The organism is Klebsiella sp. CN_Kp066, assembly GCF_040065135.1.
Classification (GTDB): Bacteria; Pseudomonadota; Gammaproteobacteria; order Enterobacterales; family Enterobacteriaceae; genus Klebsiella; species Klebsiella oxytoca.
Map to the genome: position 1 here is coordinate 29,148 of NZ_JBEAIU010000038.1, position 16,632 is coordinate 45,779.

Annotated in this window: 12 protein-coding genes and 1 riboswitch; of the genes, 3 read left to right on the plus strand and 9 right to left on the minus strand. The window is 59.8% G+C overall.

The window, feature by feature from the left end:
• The first annotated feature begins 28 nt into the window (after positions 1–28).
• A complete protein-coding gene (gene citX / locus ABLV75_RS14840) occupies positions 29–568 on the plus strand; it encodes a citrate lyase holo-[acyl-carrier protein] synthase (RefSeq protein WP_004108201.1) in 540 nt (179 codons plus the stop codon).
• 81 nt (positions 569–649) lie between these two features.
• Here the strand turns inward: citX and rluA are convergent, their stop codons facing one another.
• The 6 genes from rluA to araB form a co-directional block, all read right to left on the minus strand.
• A complete protein-coding gene (gene rluA / locus ABLV75_RS14845) occupies positions 650–1,309 on the minus strand; it encodes a bifunctional tRNA pseudouridine(32) synthase/23S rRNA pseudouridine(746) synthase RluA (protein WP_004108199.1) in 660 nt (219 codons plus the stop codon).
• A gap of 12 nt (positions 1,310–1,321) precedes the next feature.
• Entirely contained in the window at positions 1,322–4,228 is a 2,907-nt protein-coding gene (gene rapA, locus ABLV75_RS14850) for an RNA polymerase-associated protein RapA (protein ID WP_004108196.1), read from the minus strand.
• A 187-nt stretch (positions 4,229–4,415) separates the two neighbouring features.
• On the minus strand, positions 4,416–6,773 hold the full coding sequence (gene polB / locus ABLV75_RS14855) for a DNA polymerase II (protein WP_004108194.1): 2,358 nt from the start codon (positions 6,771–6,773) through the stop codon (positions 4,416–4,418).
• Between the two features lie 223 nt (positions 6,774–6,996).
• Entirely contained in the window at positions 6,997–7,692 is a 696-nt protein-coding gene (gene araD, locus ABLV75_RS14860; protein ID WP_004108192.1) for an L-ribulose-5-phosphate 4-epimerase, read from the minus strand.
• 184 nt (positions 7,693–7,876) lie between these two features.
• The gene (gene araA / locus ABLV75_RS14865) at positions 7,877–9,379 is read right to left on the minus strand and encodes an L-arabinose isomerase (protein WP_004108191.1); all 1,503 of its coding nucleotides are present in this window, start codon (positions 9,377–9,379) and stop codon (positions 7,877–7,879) included.
• Positions 9,380–9,389: 10 nt separating this feature from the next.
• Positions 9,390–11,099 carry a ribulokinase gene (gene araB, locus ABLV75_RS14870; protein ID WP_004108188.1) on the minus strand — a complete coding sequence of 570 codons (1,710 nt, stop codon included), beginning with the start codon at positions 11,097–11,099 and terminating at the stop codon, positions 9,390–9,392.
• A gap of 337 nt (positions 11,100–11,436) precedes the next feature.
• On the opposite strand from araB, the gene araC reads away from it, so the two are divergent.
• Positions 11,437–12,282 carry an arabinose operon transcriptional regulator AraC gene (gene araC / locus ABLV75_RS14875; protein WP_004098545.1) on the plus strand — a complete coding sequence of 282 codons (846 nt, stop codon included), beginning with the start codon at positions 11,437–11,439 and terminating at the stop codon, positions 12,280–12,282.
• A gap of 128 nt (positions 12,283–12,410) precedes the next feature.
• The gene (locus ABLV75_RS14880; protein WP_004108185.1) at positions 12,411–13,178 is read left to right on the plus strand and encodes a DedA family protein; all 768 of its coding nucleotides are present in this window, start codon (positions 12,411–12,413) and stop codon (positions 13,176–13,178) included.
• Here ABLV75_RS14880 and thiQ read toward each other — a convergent pair.
• From thiQ to thiB, 3 genes are read right to left on the minus strand one after another with little or no spacing between them, the layout of a single operon-like run.
• Positions 13,165–13,866: a thiamine ABC transporter ATP-binding protein ThiQ gene (gene thiQ, locus ABLV75_RS14885; protein WP_004108183.1), complete on the minus strand. Its 702-nt coding sequence runs from the start codon at positions 13,864–13,866 to the stop codon at positions 13,165–13,167. The two genes, ABLV75_RS14880 and thiQ, sit on opposite strands and share 14 nt — an antisense overlap.
• Complete coding sequence (gene thiP / locus ABLV75_RS14890) at positions 13,850–15,460, minus strand: thiamine/thiamine pyrophosphate ABC transporter permease ThiP (protein WP_004108180.1); 1,611 nt, start codon at positions 15,458–15,460, stop codon at positions 13,850–13,852. Before thiP ends, thiQ begins: the two co-directional genes overlap by 17 nt.
• The gene (gene thiB, locus ABLV75_RS14895; protein ID WP_004108177.1) at positions 15,436–16,419 is read right to left on the minus strand and encodes a thiamine ABC transporter substrate binding subunit; all 984 of its coding nucleotides are present in this window, start codon (positions 16,417–16,419) and stop codon (positions 15,436–15,438) included. The genes thiP and thiB overlap by 25 nt, the downstream gene beginning before the upstream one ends.
• Positions 16,420–16,450: 31 nt before the next feature.
• A riboswitch (TPP riboswitch) is annotated at positions 16,451–16,613 on the minus strand.
• Positions 16,614–16,632 lie beyond the last annotated feature (19 nt).

Sequence of the window (16,632 nt, forward strand, 5' to 3'; positions counted from 1 at the left end):
GCCTGTAATTGAGTGAGGAGAGAAACAAATGTCAGTGGATACTCTCGCCCGTGAGGGCGTAAGCATGGAAGCGCTGCTGGCGGCGAAAGAGCAGCGCGCCGCGCGTCAGGCCGACTGGTTAGCCCATTATCAGCGGCCGGTGATTTCGCTGACCCTGGTGACCCCGGGCGCGGTGAAAGACAGCATTCGCTACCGTAATATGATGGGCGTAGCGCTGCAGGCCTGCGATCAGATGCTGTGGAAACACCGCTGGCAGACGCTGGATCGCCAGGTGCTGTGGCTGCCGACCGGTCCGGAAGCGCTGTGGTGCGTCGATCACGCCGCCAGTGAAATCAAAGCCTTCTGTACCGATCTTGAGCATACCCATCCGCTGGGCCGCCTGTGGGATATCGACGTTATTTGCCCGAAAGATGGCCTGGTTGGCCGTGAGTCAATGGGGGAAAACCAGCGCCGCTGCCTGCTGTGCGATGAACCTGCGCACGCCTGCGCGCGCAGCCGTCGTCATGACACCGGGGAGGTTGTCGCCCGCGTTGAGCAGATGATTGATGCGTGGTTTGCCCGCGACTAACGCCGGTGTTCCGCTGCGATGATGAGCGAAGAATTGCCCGGGTATGCCGCTGGCGGCAAGACCCGGGACAGATTTGAACGATCAGAAGTCGATCGGCGCGCGGAACGTCATCGTATTACCGAATGACGGATGGGTGATGGTCAGGGTTTCAGCGTGCAGCAGCAGACGCGGCGCCATGGCCAGCGCTTCCGGCGACGCATAAAAGCGGTCGCCAAGAATCGGATGGCCCAGCGCCAGCATATGCACGCGCAGCTGATGCGAACGCCCGGTAATCGGCTTCAGGCGCACGCGGGCGGTGTTGTCCGTCGCGAACTCCAGCACTTCATACTCGGTTTGCGCCGCTTTGCCGGTTTCGTAACACACCTTCTGCTTTGGCCGGTTCGGCCAGTCGCAAATCAGCGGTAAATCCACCAGACCCTCGGCTTTTTCCGGATGCCCCCAGACGCGTGCGACGTACTGCTTTTTCGGCTCGCGTTCGCGGAACTGCCGCTTAAGCTCGCGCTCTGCCGCTTTGGTCAGGGCTACCACAATCACGCCGCTGGTCGCCATATCCAGCCGGTGCACCGACTCGGCCTGCGGGAAATCGCGCTGAATGCGCGTCATCACGCTGTCCTTGTGCTCAGCAAGCCGGCCCGGTACGGACAACAGGCCGCTTGGCTTGTTGACCACCATAATGTGCTCATCCTGGTAGAGGATAACCAGCCAGGGATCCTGCGGCGGATTGTAGTTTTCCATCGCCATATTCGCGTTCCGTTACTGGTGGGTGACCACGATTAAGCGCAGCGCATCCAGGCGCCAGCCCGCCTGCGCCAGCGCGTCCATGACCTGCTGACGGTTGCTCTCGATAGCCGCCAGTTCATCATCGCGGATGTTCGGGTTAACGGCGCGCAGCGCTTCAAGGCGCGACAGTTCGGCCGACAGCTTATCGTCGGCTTCTTGACGCGCGGCGTCGATCAGGGCCTGGGCCGCTTTGGCCACCTGGCCTTCGCCCTGCTGCAAAATGGCGTGGACGTCCTGCTGGACGGCGTTGACCAGCTTGCTGCCGGTGTGGCGGTTTACCGCGCTCAGCTGACGGTTAAAGCTTTCGAACTCCACCTGACCGGCAAGGTTGTTGCCGTTTTTGTCGAGCAGCATGCGCACCGGCGTCGGCGGCAGGAAGCGGTTGAGCTGCAGATGCTTCGGCGCCTGGGCCTCAACGACGTAAATCAGCTCCAGCAGCAGGGTACCTACCGGCAGCGCTTTGTTCTTCAGCAGCGAGATGGTGCTGCTGCCGGTATCGCCGGAGAGGATCAGATCCAGACCGTTGATAATCAGCGGATGCTCCCAGGTGATGAACTGCGCGTCTTCGCGGGACAGGGCGACGTCACGCTCAAAGGTAATGGTGCAGCCATCTTCCGGCAGGCCAGGGAAGTCCGGTACCAGCATATGGTCGGAGGGGGTCAGGACAATCAGGTTTTCACCACGGTCGTCCTGGTTGATGCCGACAATATCGAACAGGTTCATGGAGAAAGCGATCAGGCTGGTGTCGTCATCCTGTTCTTCAATGCTTTCCGCAAGCTGCTGGGCTTTTTCTCCGCCGTTAGAGTGGATCTCCAGCAGACGATCGCGGCCCTGTTCCAGCTGCGCTTTCAGCGCTTCATGCTGCTGGCGGCAGGCTTTGATCAGGTCGTCGAAGCCGTCGGTATTTTCCGGCGCGGCGAGATAGTTAATCAGTTCATTATGCACGCTGTCGTAAACGGTACGGCCGGTCGGGCAGGTGTGCTCGAACGCGTCCAGACCTTCGTGATACCAGCGCACCAGCACCGACTGGGCGGTTCTTTCCAGATACGGAACGTGGATCTGAATATCGTGGGCCTGGCCGATACGGTCAAGACGACCGATACGCTGCTCCAGCAGATCCGGGTTGAACGGCAGGTCGAACATCACCAGGTTGCTGGCGAACTGGAAGTTGCGGCCTTCCGAGCCGATTTCAGAACACAGCAGCACCTGAGCGCCGGTATCTTCCTCGGCGAACCAGGCGGCGGCGCGGTCGCGTTCGATAATTGACATCCCTTCGTGGAACACCGCTGCACGGATGCCTTCGCGCTCGCGCAGAACCTGCTCCAGCTGCAGCGCGGTGGCCGCTTTAGCGCAGATCACCAGCACTTTCTGCGAGCGGTGGCTGGTGAGATGGCCCATCAGCCATTCAACGCGCGGGTCAAAGTTCCACCAGGTACCGGTATCGCCTTCAAATTCCTGATAAATCTGCTCCGGATAGAGCATGTCGCGGGCGCGCTCTTCGGCCGTTTTGCGGGCACCCATAATGCCGGAAACCTTGATGGCCGTCTGGTACTGGGTCGGCAGCGGCAGACGAATCGTATGCAGCTCGCGTTTCGGAAAGCCTTTGACGCCGTTACGGGTATTGCGGAACAGCACGCGGCTGGTACCGTGGCGGTCCATCAGCATTGACACCAGCTCCTGACGAGCGGCCTGGGCATCATCGCGATCGCTGTTGGCGGCCTGCAATAACGGCTCGATATCCTGTTCGCCGATCAGATCGCTCAGCGCGTTCAGCTCGGCGTCGTTCAGCTTATTGCCGGCCAGCAGCAGGGCGACGGCGTCGGCAACCGGACGGTAGTTCTGCTGCTCTTCAACAAACTGGGCGAAGTCGTGGAAACGGTTGGGGTCGAGCAGGCGCAGACGGGCGAAATGGCTCTCCATTCCCAGCTGCTCCGGCGTCGCGGTGAGCAGCAGAATGCCCGGCACGCATTCGGCCAGCTGTTCAATCGCCTGATATTCCCGGCTCGGGGCGTCTTCGCTCCAGACCAGGTGGTGCGCTTCATCAACGACCATCAGATCCCACTCCGCTTCGCACAGGTGTTCCAGACGCTGCTTGCTGCGGCGTACGAAATCCAGCGAACAGATCACCAGCTGTTCGGTTTCAAACGGGTTAATTGCATCGTGCTGCGCTTCGGCATAGCGCTCATCGTCAAACAGCGAGAAGCGCAGGTTAAAGCGGCGCAGCATTTCCACCAGCCACTGGTGCTGCAGGGTTTCCGGAACGACAATCAGTACGCGTTCGGCGGCGCCGGAGAGCAGCTGCTGATGCAGGATCATCCCGGCTTCGATGGTTTTACCCAGACCCACTTCGTCCGCCAGCAGGACGCGCGGCGCATGGCGGCGGCCAACGTCATGAGCGATATTCAGCTGATGCGGGATCAGGCTGGTGCGCTGACCGCGCAGGCCGCTCCACGGCATGCGGTACTGTTCGCTCTGGAATTTGCGCGCGCGATAGCGCAGGGCAAAACGATCCATACGGTCAATCTGTCCGGCGAACAGACGGTCCTGCGGTTTGCTGAAAACCAGCTTGCTGTCGAGCAGCACTTCACGCAGGGTAACGTTGGCTTCCTGGGTGTCGAGTCGGGTGCCGGTGTAGGCCAGCAGGCCGTTCTCTTCATTAACTTCGTCAACCTGGAGTTGCCAGCCTTCATGGCTGGTGATGGTGTCGCCCGGGTTAAACATCACGCGGGTGATCGGGGAGTCGTTGCGTGCGTACAGACGGTTTTCGCCGATGGCGGGGAAAAGCAGGGTCACCATGCGCGCGTCCAGCGCAACGACCGTCCCTAATCCCAGTTCGCTCTCTGTGTCGCTAATCCAGCGTTGACCAAGTGTAAAAGGCATATATGTTCGGCTCTTTAGTTCTTTAATTGCAGGCAATAGTTGATCATCTCCATGGAGAATCGGAGATGCGTCAAAATTGGGTCCAGGAATGGAAAGGGCGCTATATTACTGGATGGCGGAACGTTCGTCACGTCCTCCTCACCCTTCATTTTGCGGCTTTTGTGCTGACGGAACGAGTGAGAAAAAATCAAAATAGCCCCAGTTGCCCCGTCACTATTGTAGCAAAATCGTCGTCGACAAAGGGAAGTATTCCTTCGGCGACAGGCTCTAATTGCTTAGAGAGATAGTGCTCATAATCCAGCGGCGACTGCTGATAATCCACTGGTTCCGGCCCGCCGGTAGTCCAGACGTATTTAATGCTGCCGCGCTGCTGATACTGCTGCGGTCTACCCAGCCGAACGTTGTGCTCATCAGCCAGCCGCGCCGCGCGCACGTGCGGCGGCACGTTGCGCTGATACTCCGCCAGCGGACGGCGCAGGCGTTTGCGATAGACCAGTCGATCGTCAAGCTCGCCGTTCATCAGCTTATCAATGGTTTCGCGCACATAATCGCGATAGGGCTGATGGCGGAAAATGCGCAGATAAAGCTCCTGCTGAAACTGCTGGGCCAGCGGCGTCCAGTCGGTGCGTACCGTCTCCAGGCCTTTAAACACCATGCGCTGCTCGCTGCCTTCCTGAATCATCCCGGCGTAGCGCTTTTTACTGCCGGTATCCGCGCCGCGAATGGTAGGCATGAGAAAGCGGCAGAAGTGGGTTTCAAACTCCAGCTCCAGGGTGCTGGCGAGCCCCTCTTTGCCCAGCTCCGTCGCCCACCATTCGTTGACGAAGGCCACCAGCGACCGACCGATAGCGCCAGCTTCCTCTTCGCAGTGGGCCCGCTTGAGCCACACGAAGGTGGAGTCGGTATCGCCGTAGATAACGTCATAGCCCTGGGATTCAATCAGCGCTTTGGTCTGGCGCATAATCGCGTGACCGCGCATGGTAATGGAAGAGGCCAGGCGCGGATCGAAAAAGCGGCAGGCGCTGGTGCCGAGCACGCCGTAGAAGGCGTTCATAATGATCTTCAGCGCCTGCGACAGCGGTTTGTTTTTATGCAGCTTGGCTTCGTCGCGCCCGTGCCAGATCTGCCCGACAATCACCGGCAGGCAGTGCTTATCTCGCGAGAAGCGCGCGCCGAGAAAGCCTTCGGTGCTGTGAGCGTCATCGGGCTGCGCCAGACCTTCAACCAGCCCCACCGGGTCGATCAGGAAGGTGCGGATAATCGACGGGTACAGGCTTTTGTAGTCCAGCACCAGCACAGAGTCGTACAGACCGGGGCGTGAATCCATTACGTAGCCGCCAGGGCTGGCCTGCGGCGGCACTTCTCCGAAGTTCGGCGCGACGTAGCCGAGCCGGTGCATGCGTGGAAAATAGAGGTGGCTGAAGGCGGCGACCGAACCACCGTGGCGATCCGCAGGCAGGCCGTTGACCGTCGCGCGCTCCAGCAAAAACGGCATGATCTCGGTTTTATGGAAGATGCGGGTGACCAGCTCGCAGTCTTGCAGGTTGTAGGTGGCCAGCGCCGGTTTATCCTGGTGAAAACGGCGGTCGATTTCATCCATCCGATCCCAGGGATTATCAATGGCTTTGCCCTCGCCGAGCAGCTCGCGGGCGACCGATTCCAGCGCAAAAGAGGAGAAGTTCCAGAACGCGGATTTCAGCGCCTCAATGCCGTCGATAATCAGGCGGCCGTTGGCCTGAGCAAAGAAGACGCCATTCTTAAAACCGTGTTCGCGCCACTCCAGGTCGCTGTTGCCGCGCCCGAGCAGCAGCGGGATGCGATAGCGCTCGGCGTGCTTTTGCAGGACGCGTAAATCGAACTGCACCACGTTCCAGCCGATCAGCACGTCCGGGTCGTGAGCGGCAAACCAGGCGTTAAGCTTTTCCAGCAGCAGCGGGCGGCTGGCGACGTACTCTAGCTGGAAGTTGACGGCAGGGGGCGAGGCGGGCTCCGGCCCGAGCATATAGACAACCCGCTGGCCGCAGCCTTCAAGACCGATGCAGTAGAGCTCGCCGTGGCGGCTGGTTTCAATATCCAGCGAAACCCATTTTAGCGGCGGGCGGTAGTGGGGATTGGGCTTCATCCGGGCGTTGACCAGCTGCTGGCCGCGCGACTCGCCTTCAACCCACACCGGGGCGGTGATAAAGCGCTCCATCAGATAGCGCTCCGGCGGGCGAACGTCGCCTTCATAAACCGTGACGCCGTTTTCGCGCAGCTTTTTTTCCAGCCGCATCAGCTGGCGGTGAGCGCGGCAGTAAAGGCCAAAAACCGGCTGGCGATGAAAATCTTTCAGGCTGAGCGGGGCAAGGCGATGGCCGTTTTCCCCCTGCAGCAGGCGTTCAACCTGCGCGCGCTGGGATTCAGGGATAAACGCCACGGACTCCTGGGGCGGCAGCGTGACCTCAAGCGGGCCGTCATCGGTCGCCAGCCAGAAAGTCAGTTCGGTGCCCTGCGGGGTATCCCGCCAGTGACGGGTCAGTAAAAAACCTTCTCGTGGCTGCGTCACGCCGTGCTCTCATCAGTAAAAACCAGGCCTGATTATAGCCTGGTTCACCGAGTAATGCTGGGATTTTATACAGGTGTGGCGCGGTTGTCTGTTTTCAAAGGCAGTGCCGCGCGCTATTTCCCGGAGGCGGCGCTTGACGCGCCTTGTCCGGGCTACCAGGTCCGCAGACGGCTGTGAACCTGTAGCCCGACTAAGCGCAGCGCGAGCCGGGGAGAGCGCGGGTTTATTGCCCGTAATAGGCTTTCGCGCCGTGCTTGCGCAGATAGTGTTTATCCAGCAGCGTCTGCTGCATCTCCGGCAGCTGCGGCGCCAGCTGGCGGCAGAAGATGCCCATATAGGCGATCTCTTCCAGCACAATGGCGTTATGCACTGCGTCTTCGGCGTTTTTACCCCAGGCAAACGGCCCGTGAGAGTGCACCAGCACGCCGGGCATTTGCGCCGGATCGATGCCTTTTTCACGAAAGGTTTCGACGATCACTTCGCCGGTTTGCCACTCGTACTCGCCGTTGATCTCGTCATCGGTCATCAGGCGGGTGCAGGGAACCGCGCCGTAGAAATAGTCGGCGTGGGTCGTGCCGGTAGCGGGAATGGGCTGACCGGCCTGCGCCCAGATGGTGGCGTGACGCGAATGAGTGTGGACAATACCGCCCAGCGTCGGGAATGCCTGATACAGCAGACGGTGGGTCGGGGTATCAGACGAGGGCTTTTTCTGACCTTCAACCACTTCGCCGGTCTCCAGGCTGACCACCACCATATCTTCGGCGGTCATGACGCTGTAGTCGACGCCGGAGGGTTTAATCACCAGCACGCCCCGTTCACGGTCGACGGCGCTGACGTTGCCCCAGGTGAGAGTGACCAGATTGTGCTTTGGCAGGGCCAGGTTGGCTTCGAGAACCTGGCGTTTAAGATCTTCTAACATAATGTGCTCCGAATAGCTGGCGAGTCAGCTTCTCCTCACCCCAACCCTCTCCCGGAGGGCCAGGGAGGAAGCCGTCCCGTGCCCGAACTTTTCTTCCCGGTTCAAGGGTAGGGGAGAAAAGCAGTTCCGCGCCCGAGCGGTACCCTCTCCTTATGGGAGAGGGTAAGGGTGAGGGGACGATCTCTTAGCGTTTTGAACCGTAATACACTTCGTTCCAGCGCAGCGCATCCTTGAAGGAGGGCAGGCGGGTCTCATTGTCAATCACGGTCAGTTCGATATCCTGTAGCTCTGCGAACTGGCGCATATCATCAAGGGTCAGCGCATGGCTGAAGACGGTATGGTGCGCGCCGCCAGCAATGATCCAGGCCTCGGACGCGGTGCGCAGATCCGGATGGGCTTTCCACAGCGCATTGGCCACCGGTAGCTTCGGCAGCTCGTGCGGCGTTTTCACCGTCTCAATGGTGTTCACCAGCAGACGATAGCGATCGCCGAGATCGATCAGGCTGGCGACGATCGCCGGGCCGGTCTGGGTGTTGAAGATGATGCGCGCCGGATCGGCTTTACCGCCGATGCCCAGCGGCTGCACGTCGAGAATCGGTTTCTCCGCGGTAGCGATGGTCGGGCAGACTTCCAGCATATGCGAGCCCAGCGCCAGATCGTTGCCTTTCTCGAAGTGGTAGGTGTAATCCTCCATAAAGGAGGTGCCGCCCTGCAGACCGGTTGCCATCACCTTCATGATGCGAAGCAGGGCGGCGGTTTTCCAGTCGCCTTCGCCCGCAAAGCCGTAGCCCTGCTGCATCAGACGCTGTACGGCGAGACCCGGAAGCTGTTTCAGGCCGTGCAAATCTTCAAAGGTGGTAGTAAAGGCGTGGAAGCCGCCCTGTTCCAGGAAGCGCTTCATCCCCAGCTCAATGCGCGCGGCATCAAGAATGTTCTGCCGCTTATCACCGTGGATTTGCACCGCTGGCGTCAGGCGATAGCTGCTTTCATACTCATCGACCAGGGCGCTGATTTCGCCATCGGTGACCGCATTGACGACCTGTACCAGGTCGCCCACCGCCCAGGTGTTAACCGAGAAACCAAACTTAATCTGCGCGGCGACTTTATCCCCGTCGGTGACCGCCACTTCACGCATGTTATCGCCGAAACGGCACACTTTCAGGTGGCGGGTATCCTGTTTCGAAACCGCCTGACGCATCCATGCGCCGATGCGCTGATGGGCTTCTTTATCCTGCCAGTGGCCGGTTACCACGCTGTGTTGCTGACGCATCCGCGCGCCGATGAAGCCAAATTCGCGGCCGCCGTGGGCGGTCTGGTTCAGGTTCATAAAGTCCATATCGATGCTGTCCCACGGCAGCGCCGCGTTGAACTGGGTATGGAACTGCATCAGCGGTTTATTCAGGATCGTGAGGCCGTTGATCCACATTTTCGCCGGTGAGAAGGTATGCAGCCACACCACCATCCCGGCGCACTTATCATCGTAGTTTGCGTCGCGACAGATATGGGTGATCTCATCCGGCGTGGTACCCAGCGGCTTAAGCACCAGTTTGCACGGCAGTTTGGCTTCCGCATTCAGGCTGTTCACCACATGTTCTGCGTGCTTTGTCACCTGGCGTAGCGCTTCAGGGCCATACAGATGCTGGCTACCGATGACGAACCACACTTCATAATTATCAAAAATTGTCATTTTCATGTCCTTAATGGGTGAAGGCTGCCTGAGATTGCGGCGCGGATTCCGCTTTTGCAGTCGAAGGGAGGTAACGTTGTTCCGCGCTGAGCGACCACTGCTGGTAGCGCTGATAGAGTTGTTCAAAACGTTGCGCCTGCGCCGGGCGAGGCTGCAGGGTGCTTTCCACCCGGCTGGCCATTTGCTCCTGCGCGGCAGGAATATCGTGGTAGACGCCGGCAGCAACGGCGGCGAAGATAGCCGCGCCCAGCGCGCAGCACTGATCGGACGCGACGATTTGCAGCGGGCGATTCAGCACATCGCAGCAGGCCTGCATGATCACCGGGTTTTTGCGCGCGATGCCGCCGAGCGCCATCACGTTATTGACCGGGATCCCCTGTTCGGTGAAGCACTCCATAATGGCGCGGGCGCCGAAGGCGGTGGCGGCAATCAGCCCGCCGAACAGCGCCGGGGCGTCGGTGGCGAGGTTCAGATCGGTAATGACCCCTTTCAGACGCTGGTTGGCATTCGGCGTACGGCGCCCGTTAAACCAGTCCAGCACTACCGGCAGGTGGTCGAGAGACGGATTTTTCGCCCATGCGTCGGTCAGCGCGGGCAGCAGCTGTTTCTGGCTGGCTTTGATCTGTTCTTTAAGTTCCGGGTGGGCCTGCGCCAGCTGCTCCAGCGGCCAGCCGAGAATGCGGCCAAACCAGGCGTAGATGTCGCCAAAGGCGGATTGCCCCGCTTCCATACCGATAAAGTCAGGCACGACGCTACCATCAACCTGGCCGCAAATGCCCTTTACCGTGCGCTCGCCAACGCTCTGTTTATCGGCGATCAGAATGTCGCAGGTGGAGGTGCCGATAACTTTAACCAGCGCATTTGGCTGCGCTCCGGCGCCGACGGCGCCCATATGGCAGTCGAATGCGCCGCCGGAGATGGCGACGGTTTGCGGCAGGCCCAGACGCGCGGCCCATTCGGTGGTCAGCGTGCCGACCGGCAGATCCGCAGTCCAGGTCTCGCTGAACATCGGGTAGGCCAGGTTCCGGTTAATTATCGGGTCAAGTTCATCGAAGAACCCGGCTGGCGGCAGGCCGCCCCAGCTTTCATGCCAAAGGGATTTATGCCCGGCGCTGCAGCGGCCGCGGCGAATATCCTGCGGGCGCGTCGTCCCGGAAAGCAGGGCCGGCACCCAGTCGCACAGCTCAATCCACGACGCGGCGGCCTCGGCGACGGCGCGGTCCTGGCGAGTCACGTGGAGGATCTTGGCCCAGAACCATTCGCTGGAGTAGATACCGCCGATATAGCGGGAGTAATCTTCTTTGCCGGGCTGGTGGCACAGGCGGGTAATTTCCTCCGCCTCCTCCACCGAAGTATGGTCTTTCCACAGCACGAACATGGCGTTGGGGTTGTTGGCGAACTCTTCGCGCAGCGCCAGCACGTTGCCGTCAGCGTCGATGGGCGCGGGCGTTGAGCCGGTGCTATCAACGCCGATACCTACGACGGCAGCGCGCTGTTCGGCGCTAAGGGCGGCGAGGACGCTTTTCAGCGCGGCTTCCATTGATTCGATATAGTCGCGTGGATGATGGCGGAACTGGTTGTTCGGGCCATCGCAGAATAGCCCCTCCTGCCAGCGCGGATACCACTCGACGCTTGCGGCGAGCTCTTCGCCGGTCGCGCACTCTACCGCCAGGGCACGTACTGAATCACTGCCAAAATCGAGGCCAATCGCAATTGCCATACTGTTACTCCATGCTAAAAATCATTCATGGTGCAACAGTAGATATCTGGGCTGAAAACCGTCAGGCCGTATTCGCTAATCTTATGGACTATATTGCTGTGAAGCTGCAAAGTGTGACGCCGTGCAAATATTCAATGTGGACTTTCCTGCCGTCTTTATAGACACTTCAGTTATGCGCTCAAAGCGCCTGAATTGTGCGCCGTGCTCAGTTTTTGCCGAGATGAGGCGGGTTTTAATCCGATTTCTAACGCGCATCGCAGTACGGGTCTTCAGCCTGAGGATAAAATACAAGGTATGGACAATTGGTGTCCTTAATGTCTCCGGGAGAGCAGAGTTTATGGCTGAAACGCAAAACGATCCTTTGTTGCCGGGTTACTCTTTTAATGCCCATCTGGTGACGGGCCTGACGCCGATTGAGGCCGACGGCTATCTGGATTTCTTTATTGACCGTCCGCTGGGCATGAAGGGCTATATCCTTAATCTGACGATCCGCGGCGAAGGGGTGATCAATAACCACGGGGAGCAGTTTATCTGCCGCCCCGGCGATATGCTGCTGTTTCCGCCGGGAGAGATACACCACTACGGCCGCCATCCCGATGCCCGCGAGTGGTATCACCAGTGGGTCTATTTCCGGCCGCGCGCCTACTGGCATGAATGGCTTAACTGGCCAACGATTTTTGCCCAGACCGGCTTTTTCCGCCCGGATGAGCAGTGGCAGGCGCGCTTTGGCGAGCTGTTCGGGCAGATTGTGGAGGCCGGGCAGGGCGCGGGGCGTTATTCCGAGCTGCTGGCGATCAATCTTATGGAGCAACTGCTGCTGCGCCGTATGGAGGCCATCAATGAATCGCTGCATCCGCCGCTGGATAACCGGGTGCGCGATGCCTGCCAGTACATCAGCGATCATCTGGCGGACAGCCATTTCGACATTGCCAGCGTCGCCCAGCACGTGTGCCTGTCGCCGTCGCGCCTGTCGCATCTGTTCCGCCAGCAGTTAGGGATCAGCGTACTGGGGTGGCGGGAGGATCAGCGCATTAGCCAGGCCAAGCTGCTGCTGAGCACGACGCGGATGCCGATCGCTACCGTTGGCCGTAACGTCGGTTTTGAGGACCAGCTCTACTTTTCGCGCGTGTTTAAGAAATGCACCGGCGCCAGCCCGAGCGAGTTTCGCGCTGGGTGTGAATAAAAAGTAAAGAAAGTGAAATGATGGCCCGGATTTTTAACACAGCCAGTAAACTATACAAACAAATGATGGCTTGACGAAGTATGAACGCCTCCGGAGAATCCGTGCTTCGTTTTTAAACCGGGTACATTATGCAAGCATTGCTGGAACACTTTATTACTCAATCGACGGTCTATTCCCTGATAGCCGTTCTGCTGGTCGCCTTCCTCGAGTCGCTGGCGCTGGTGGGGCTTATCTTACCGGGAACGGTGATGATGGCCGGATTGGGGGCGCTGATCGGCAGCGGAGAGGTTAACTTCTGGCAGGCTTGGCTGGCGGGGATTATCGGCTGTTTGCTCGGCGACTGGATCTCATTCTGGCTTGGCTGGCGGTTTAAAAAGCCACTGCATCGCTGGTCTTTTTTAAAGAAAAACAAAGCGCTGCTGGATAAAACCGAACATGCGTTGCATCAGCACAGCATGTTTACCATTTTGATTGGCCGCTTTGTCGGGCCAACGCGCCCGCTGGTGCCGATGGTCGCCGGGATGCTGGATCTGCCGGTCGCGAAATTCATTCCGCCGAATATCATTGGCTGCCTGCTATGGCCGCCGCTCTACTTCTTACCGGGGATACTAGCCGGGGCGGCCATTGATATTCCGGCCGATGAGAATAGCGCCAGCTTTAAGTGGCTGCTGCTGGGGGCGGCGCTGCTGGCGTGGCTGGCGGCGTGGCTGTGCTGGCGATTGTGGCGCAGCGCCAAAAGCGCCGGCGATCGTCTCACCCGCTTTCTGCCGCGTTCGCGCCTGCTGTGGATCGCGCCGCTGATGGTATGCGCCGCCGTCGCGGCCCTGGTGCTCGCCTTCCGTCATCCGCTGATGCCGGTCTATCTCGACATCCTGCATAAGGTTATTTTGCGCTAATTCCCAGTAGCGCCGAGGCGCTGCTGCTGCCGTTGAGCAGCGCGGCGGTCTCGCCATCCCAGGCAATCCGTCCCTCAGCCACGACCACCGACCGCGGCGCGATACGCGCAGCATCTTCCACGCTGTGCGAGACCATTAACAGCGTCAGCTGCTGTTGCCGGCAGATGTCGGCAACCAGGGTCAGCATCTCCTGACGCAGCGCGGGATCGAGCGCGGAGAAGGGCTCATCCAGCAGCAGTACCGGCTGCTGGCGTACCAGACAGCGCGCCAGCGCCGCACGCTGACGCTGGCCGCCGGAAAGCTCGCCCGGCAGCCGCTCTAACAAGGCGTCGATTCCCATCTGCCCGGCAATGGCCTGCAGGCGGGCGATCTGCGTCGCGTTCAGCTTGAGCCCCGGATGCATTCCCAGAGCAATGTTCTGGCGGATGGTGAGATGGTTAAACAGATTATTTTCCTGAAACAGCATCGATACCGGGCGATGCGCGGGCGGCGTGTAGGTATGGGGCTGACCATCGATCTCGATACTGCCGCTGGCAGGCGGCAGAAAACCGGCAATCAGGTTCAGCAGCGTACTTTTCCCGGCGCCGCTGGGGCCAAGAACCGCAATGCGCTCACCGCGTTCGACGGCAAGCGTGAAACGCATCGGCAGATGCTGATAAAGCCAGGTCACATCATTCAGTTTTAGCATCGCGTCCCGGAAGTTTTTCAATCACGCTAAAGAGTAAAAAGCACAGCAGCAGAAGCAGGAGGGCGGTGACGGCGCCGTCCTGGCTGCGATAAGAGCCAATTTGCTGATACAGATAAAAGGGCAGAGTACGAAAATCTTCGTTGCCGAACAGCGCTACGACGCCGAAATCGCCAATCGACAGCACGCAGGCGAAGGCCAGCGCCTGGGCCAGCGGCCGTTTTAAAGCGCGAAGCTCGACCACCCGGAGGCGGGTAAAGCCGTGCATCCCCAGCGACTCGCAGAGGGTACCGTAGCGGGCGGCGATATCGCGCATCGGGTTTTCCAGCACCTTAAGCGCGTAGGGGATCGCCATCAGCGCATTGGTGAAAATGACGATGGCGTCGGCGGATTCCGGCAGGCCCACGCTATTATTGAGCAGCAGGAAGAAACCGGTGGCCAGCACGATGCCCGGCATGGCGAGGATCAGCATGCCGCTCAGCTCAAGCGCCTGACCGGCGAGAGGGCGACGGCGGGCGCGGAGCTCACGGCTGCTCCACAGCAGCATCATGGTCAGGATGACGCTTAAGAGTCCGGCGGCAAGGGCGATACGCAGCGATGTCCACAGCGCCTGCCAAAGCGCGGGCTGCTGCAGCACGCTAAACAGATTGCTGTTCAGCCCGTCGCCTATCACCGCCAGCAGCGGCGGTAGCAGCAGTAAAAGCGCAGCGCCGATCAGCGCCGTGTCGCACAGCCGGCTATATAGCCGGTCGTCGGGATCGCGCCAGCCGCGGATATGGCTGGCCCCGATGGCGAGCGCTCTACTCAGGCGCTGGCTAAGCAACACCAGCCCGAGACAGCAGATCATCTGGATAAGCGCCAGCATCGCCGCGCGCGCCGGGTCGTAGTCGAAATTGAGAGCCTGGTAAATCGCCAGCTCGATCGTCGTGGCCCGCGGGCCTCCGCCCAGCGACAGCACGGTCGCAAAGCTGGCGAAACAGAGCATAAAGATCAGCGCCGCAACCGGCGGGATTTGCCGACGCAGCCACGGCCATTCAACCAGCCGGAAAAAGACGTAGCCGCGCATGCCGAGCTGGGCGGCGATTTGCCGCTGCTCGCCGGGGATATTTTCCAGCGTCTGCAGCAGCAGGCGCGTAGCCATCGGCATATTAAAGAACACGTGCGCCAGCAGGATCCCCTGTAGCCCGTAGGGCGAGAATTCCCACTGCCAGCCGAACGCGTTGCATAATTCAGCCAGCCATCCCTGACGACCGTAGACGCTCAGAATACCGAAGACCGCCACCAGTACCGGCAGGATTAAGGTCATCGCGCAAAGGCGCAGCAGCAGCGTGCGCCCGGGGAAACGTCGCCGGTACAGAGCGCGGGCGAGGAATATCGCCGGTAGCACCGAAAAAAGCGCGGAAAGGAAGGCCTGCCAGAAGGAGAAACGCACCACGTGCCAGAGATAGCCGTCGCTGATAAGCGCTTTCCAGGTGGTCTCCGGGGCGCTGAACCATAGCGCCAGAAAGGCGGCCAGCGCCACGACGACCAGAACGATGGCCGCCGTGAGTCCCGGCAGGAGCCAGCCGAAAGCTAGCGGCTGACGGCGCGTTGCCATGCGCTAATCCAGTTCTGACGTTCGGCGGCCACCTGTTGCGGTGTAAATTCGAGGGTCGTCTGCGGTTTCATCAGCGCGTCAAAGCCTGGCGGAAGCGCAACCTGAGTGACCGGATACATCCAGTTGCCGGTGGGGATCGCATTCTGGAAGCCCGGCGATACCATAAATTTGAGGAATTTTTCCGCCAGTTCCGGCTGCTTGCTGGCCGCGGTGCGGGCGGCGACTTCGACCTGCAAATAGTGTCCTTCAGCGAAGTTTGCCGCGGCGTAGTTATCCTTCTTCTCTTCGATAATGTGGTAAGCCGGGGAGGTGGTGTAGCTCAGCACCAGATCGCTTTCGCCTTTCAGGAACAGGCCGTAGGCTTCGCTCCAGCCTTTGGTGACGGTGACGGTTTTCGCCGCCAGCTTCTGCCAGGCTTCCGGCGCTTTATCGCCGTAGACTTTTTGCATCCACAGCAGCAGGCCCAGACCCGGCGTGCTGGTACGCGGATCTTCATAAATCACCCGCCATTTTTGCTCGCCCTCAACCAGCTCTTTCAGGCTCCTGGGCGGATTTTTCAGCTTGTTTTTATCGTAAACAAAGGCGAAATAGCCGTAATCGAACGGGACGAAGGTGTCGTTGTTCCAGCCGCCGGGTACGTTCACCGCGCTGGCAGGGACGCCGCTTTTGGCGAACAGCTTACTTTGCGAAGCCGCTTCCAGCAGGTTGTTATCCAGCCCCAGCACTACGTCGGCTTTGCTGTTTTTGCCTTCCATCCGCAGACGATTGAGCAGCGAGACGCCATCTTCCAGCGCCACGAACTTCAGCTCGCAGCCGCAGTCGGCTTCAAAGGCTTTTTTAACCGCCGGGCCAGGGCCCCAGTCGGCGGAGAATGAGTCGTAGGTATAAACGGTGAGCAGCGGTTTGGCAAAAGCGGGCGCGGCGGCCAGCGCCAGCAGGGGGAGTAATTTTTTCAACACTTTGCACCTCAGAAAAAGGGGGGGCAAAGGATTTTGAGAGGGCCTCAAATCCCTTCGCCGGCGTTATCCGGATCAGGTTCGACGGGTATTTTCTCAGCCCATACGCTTTATCTTCGGGTTGCTTCCGCGCTAACCGCGCGTTGAAGCAACTTGAATGAGATTGCGTATGTTTATTAGCACCCCGTTGAGAACGGCAGTTAGTGTAATGATTTT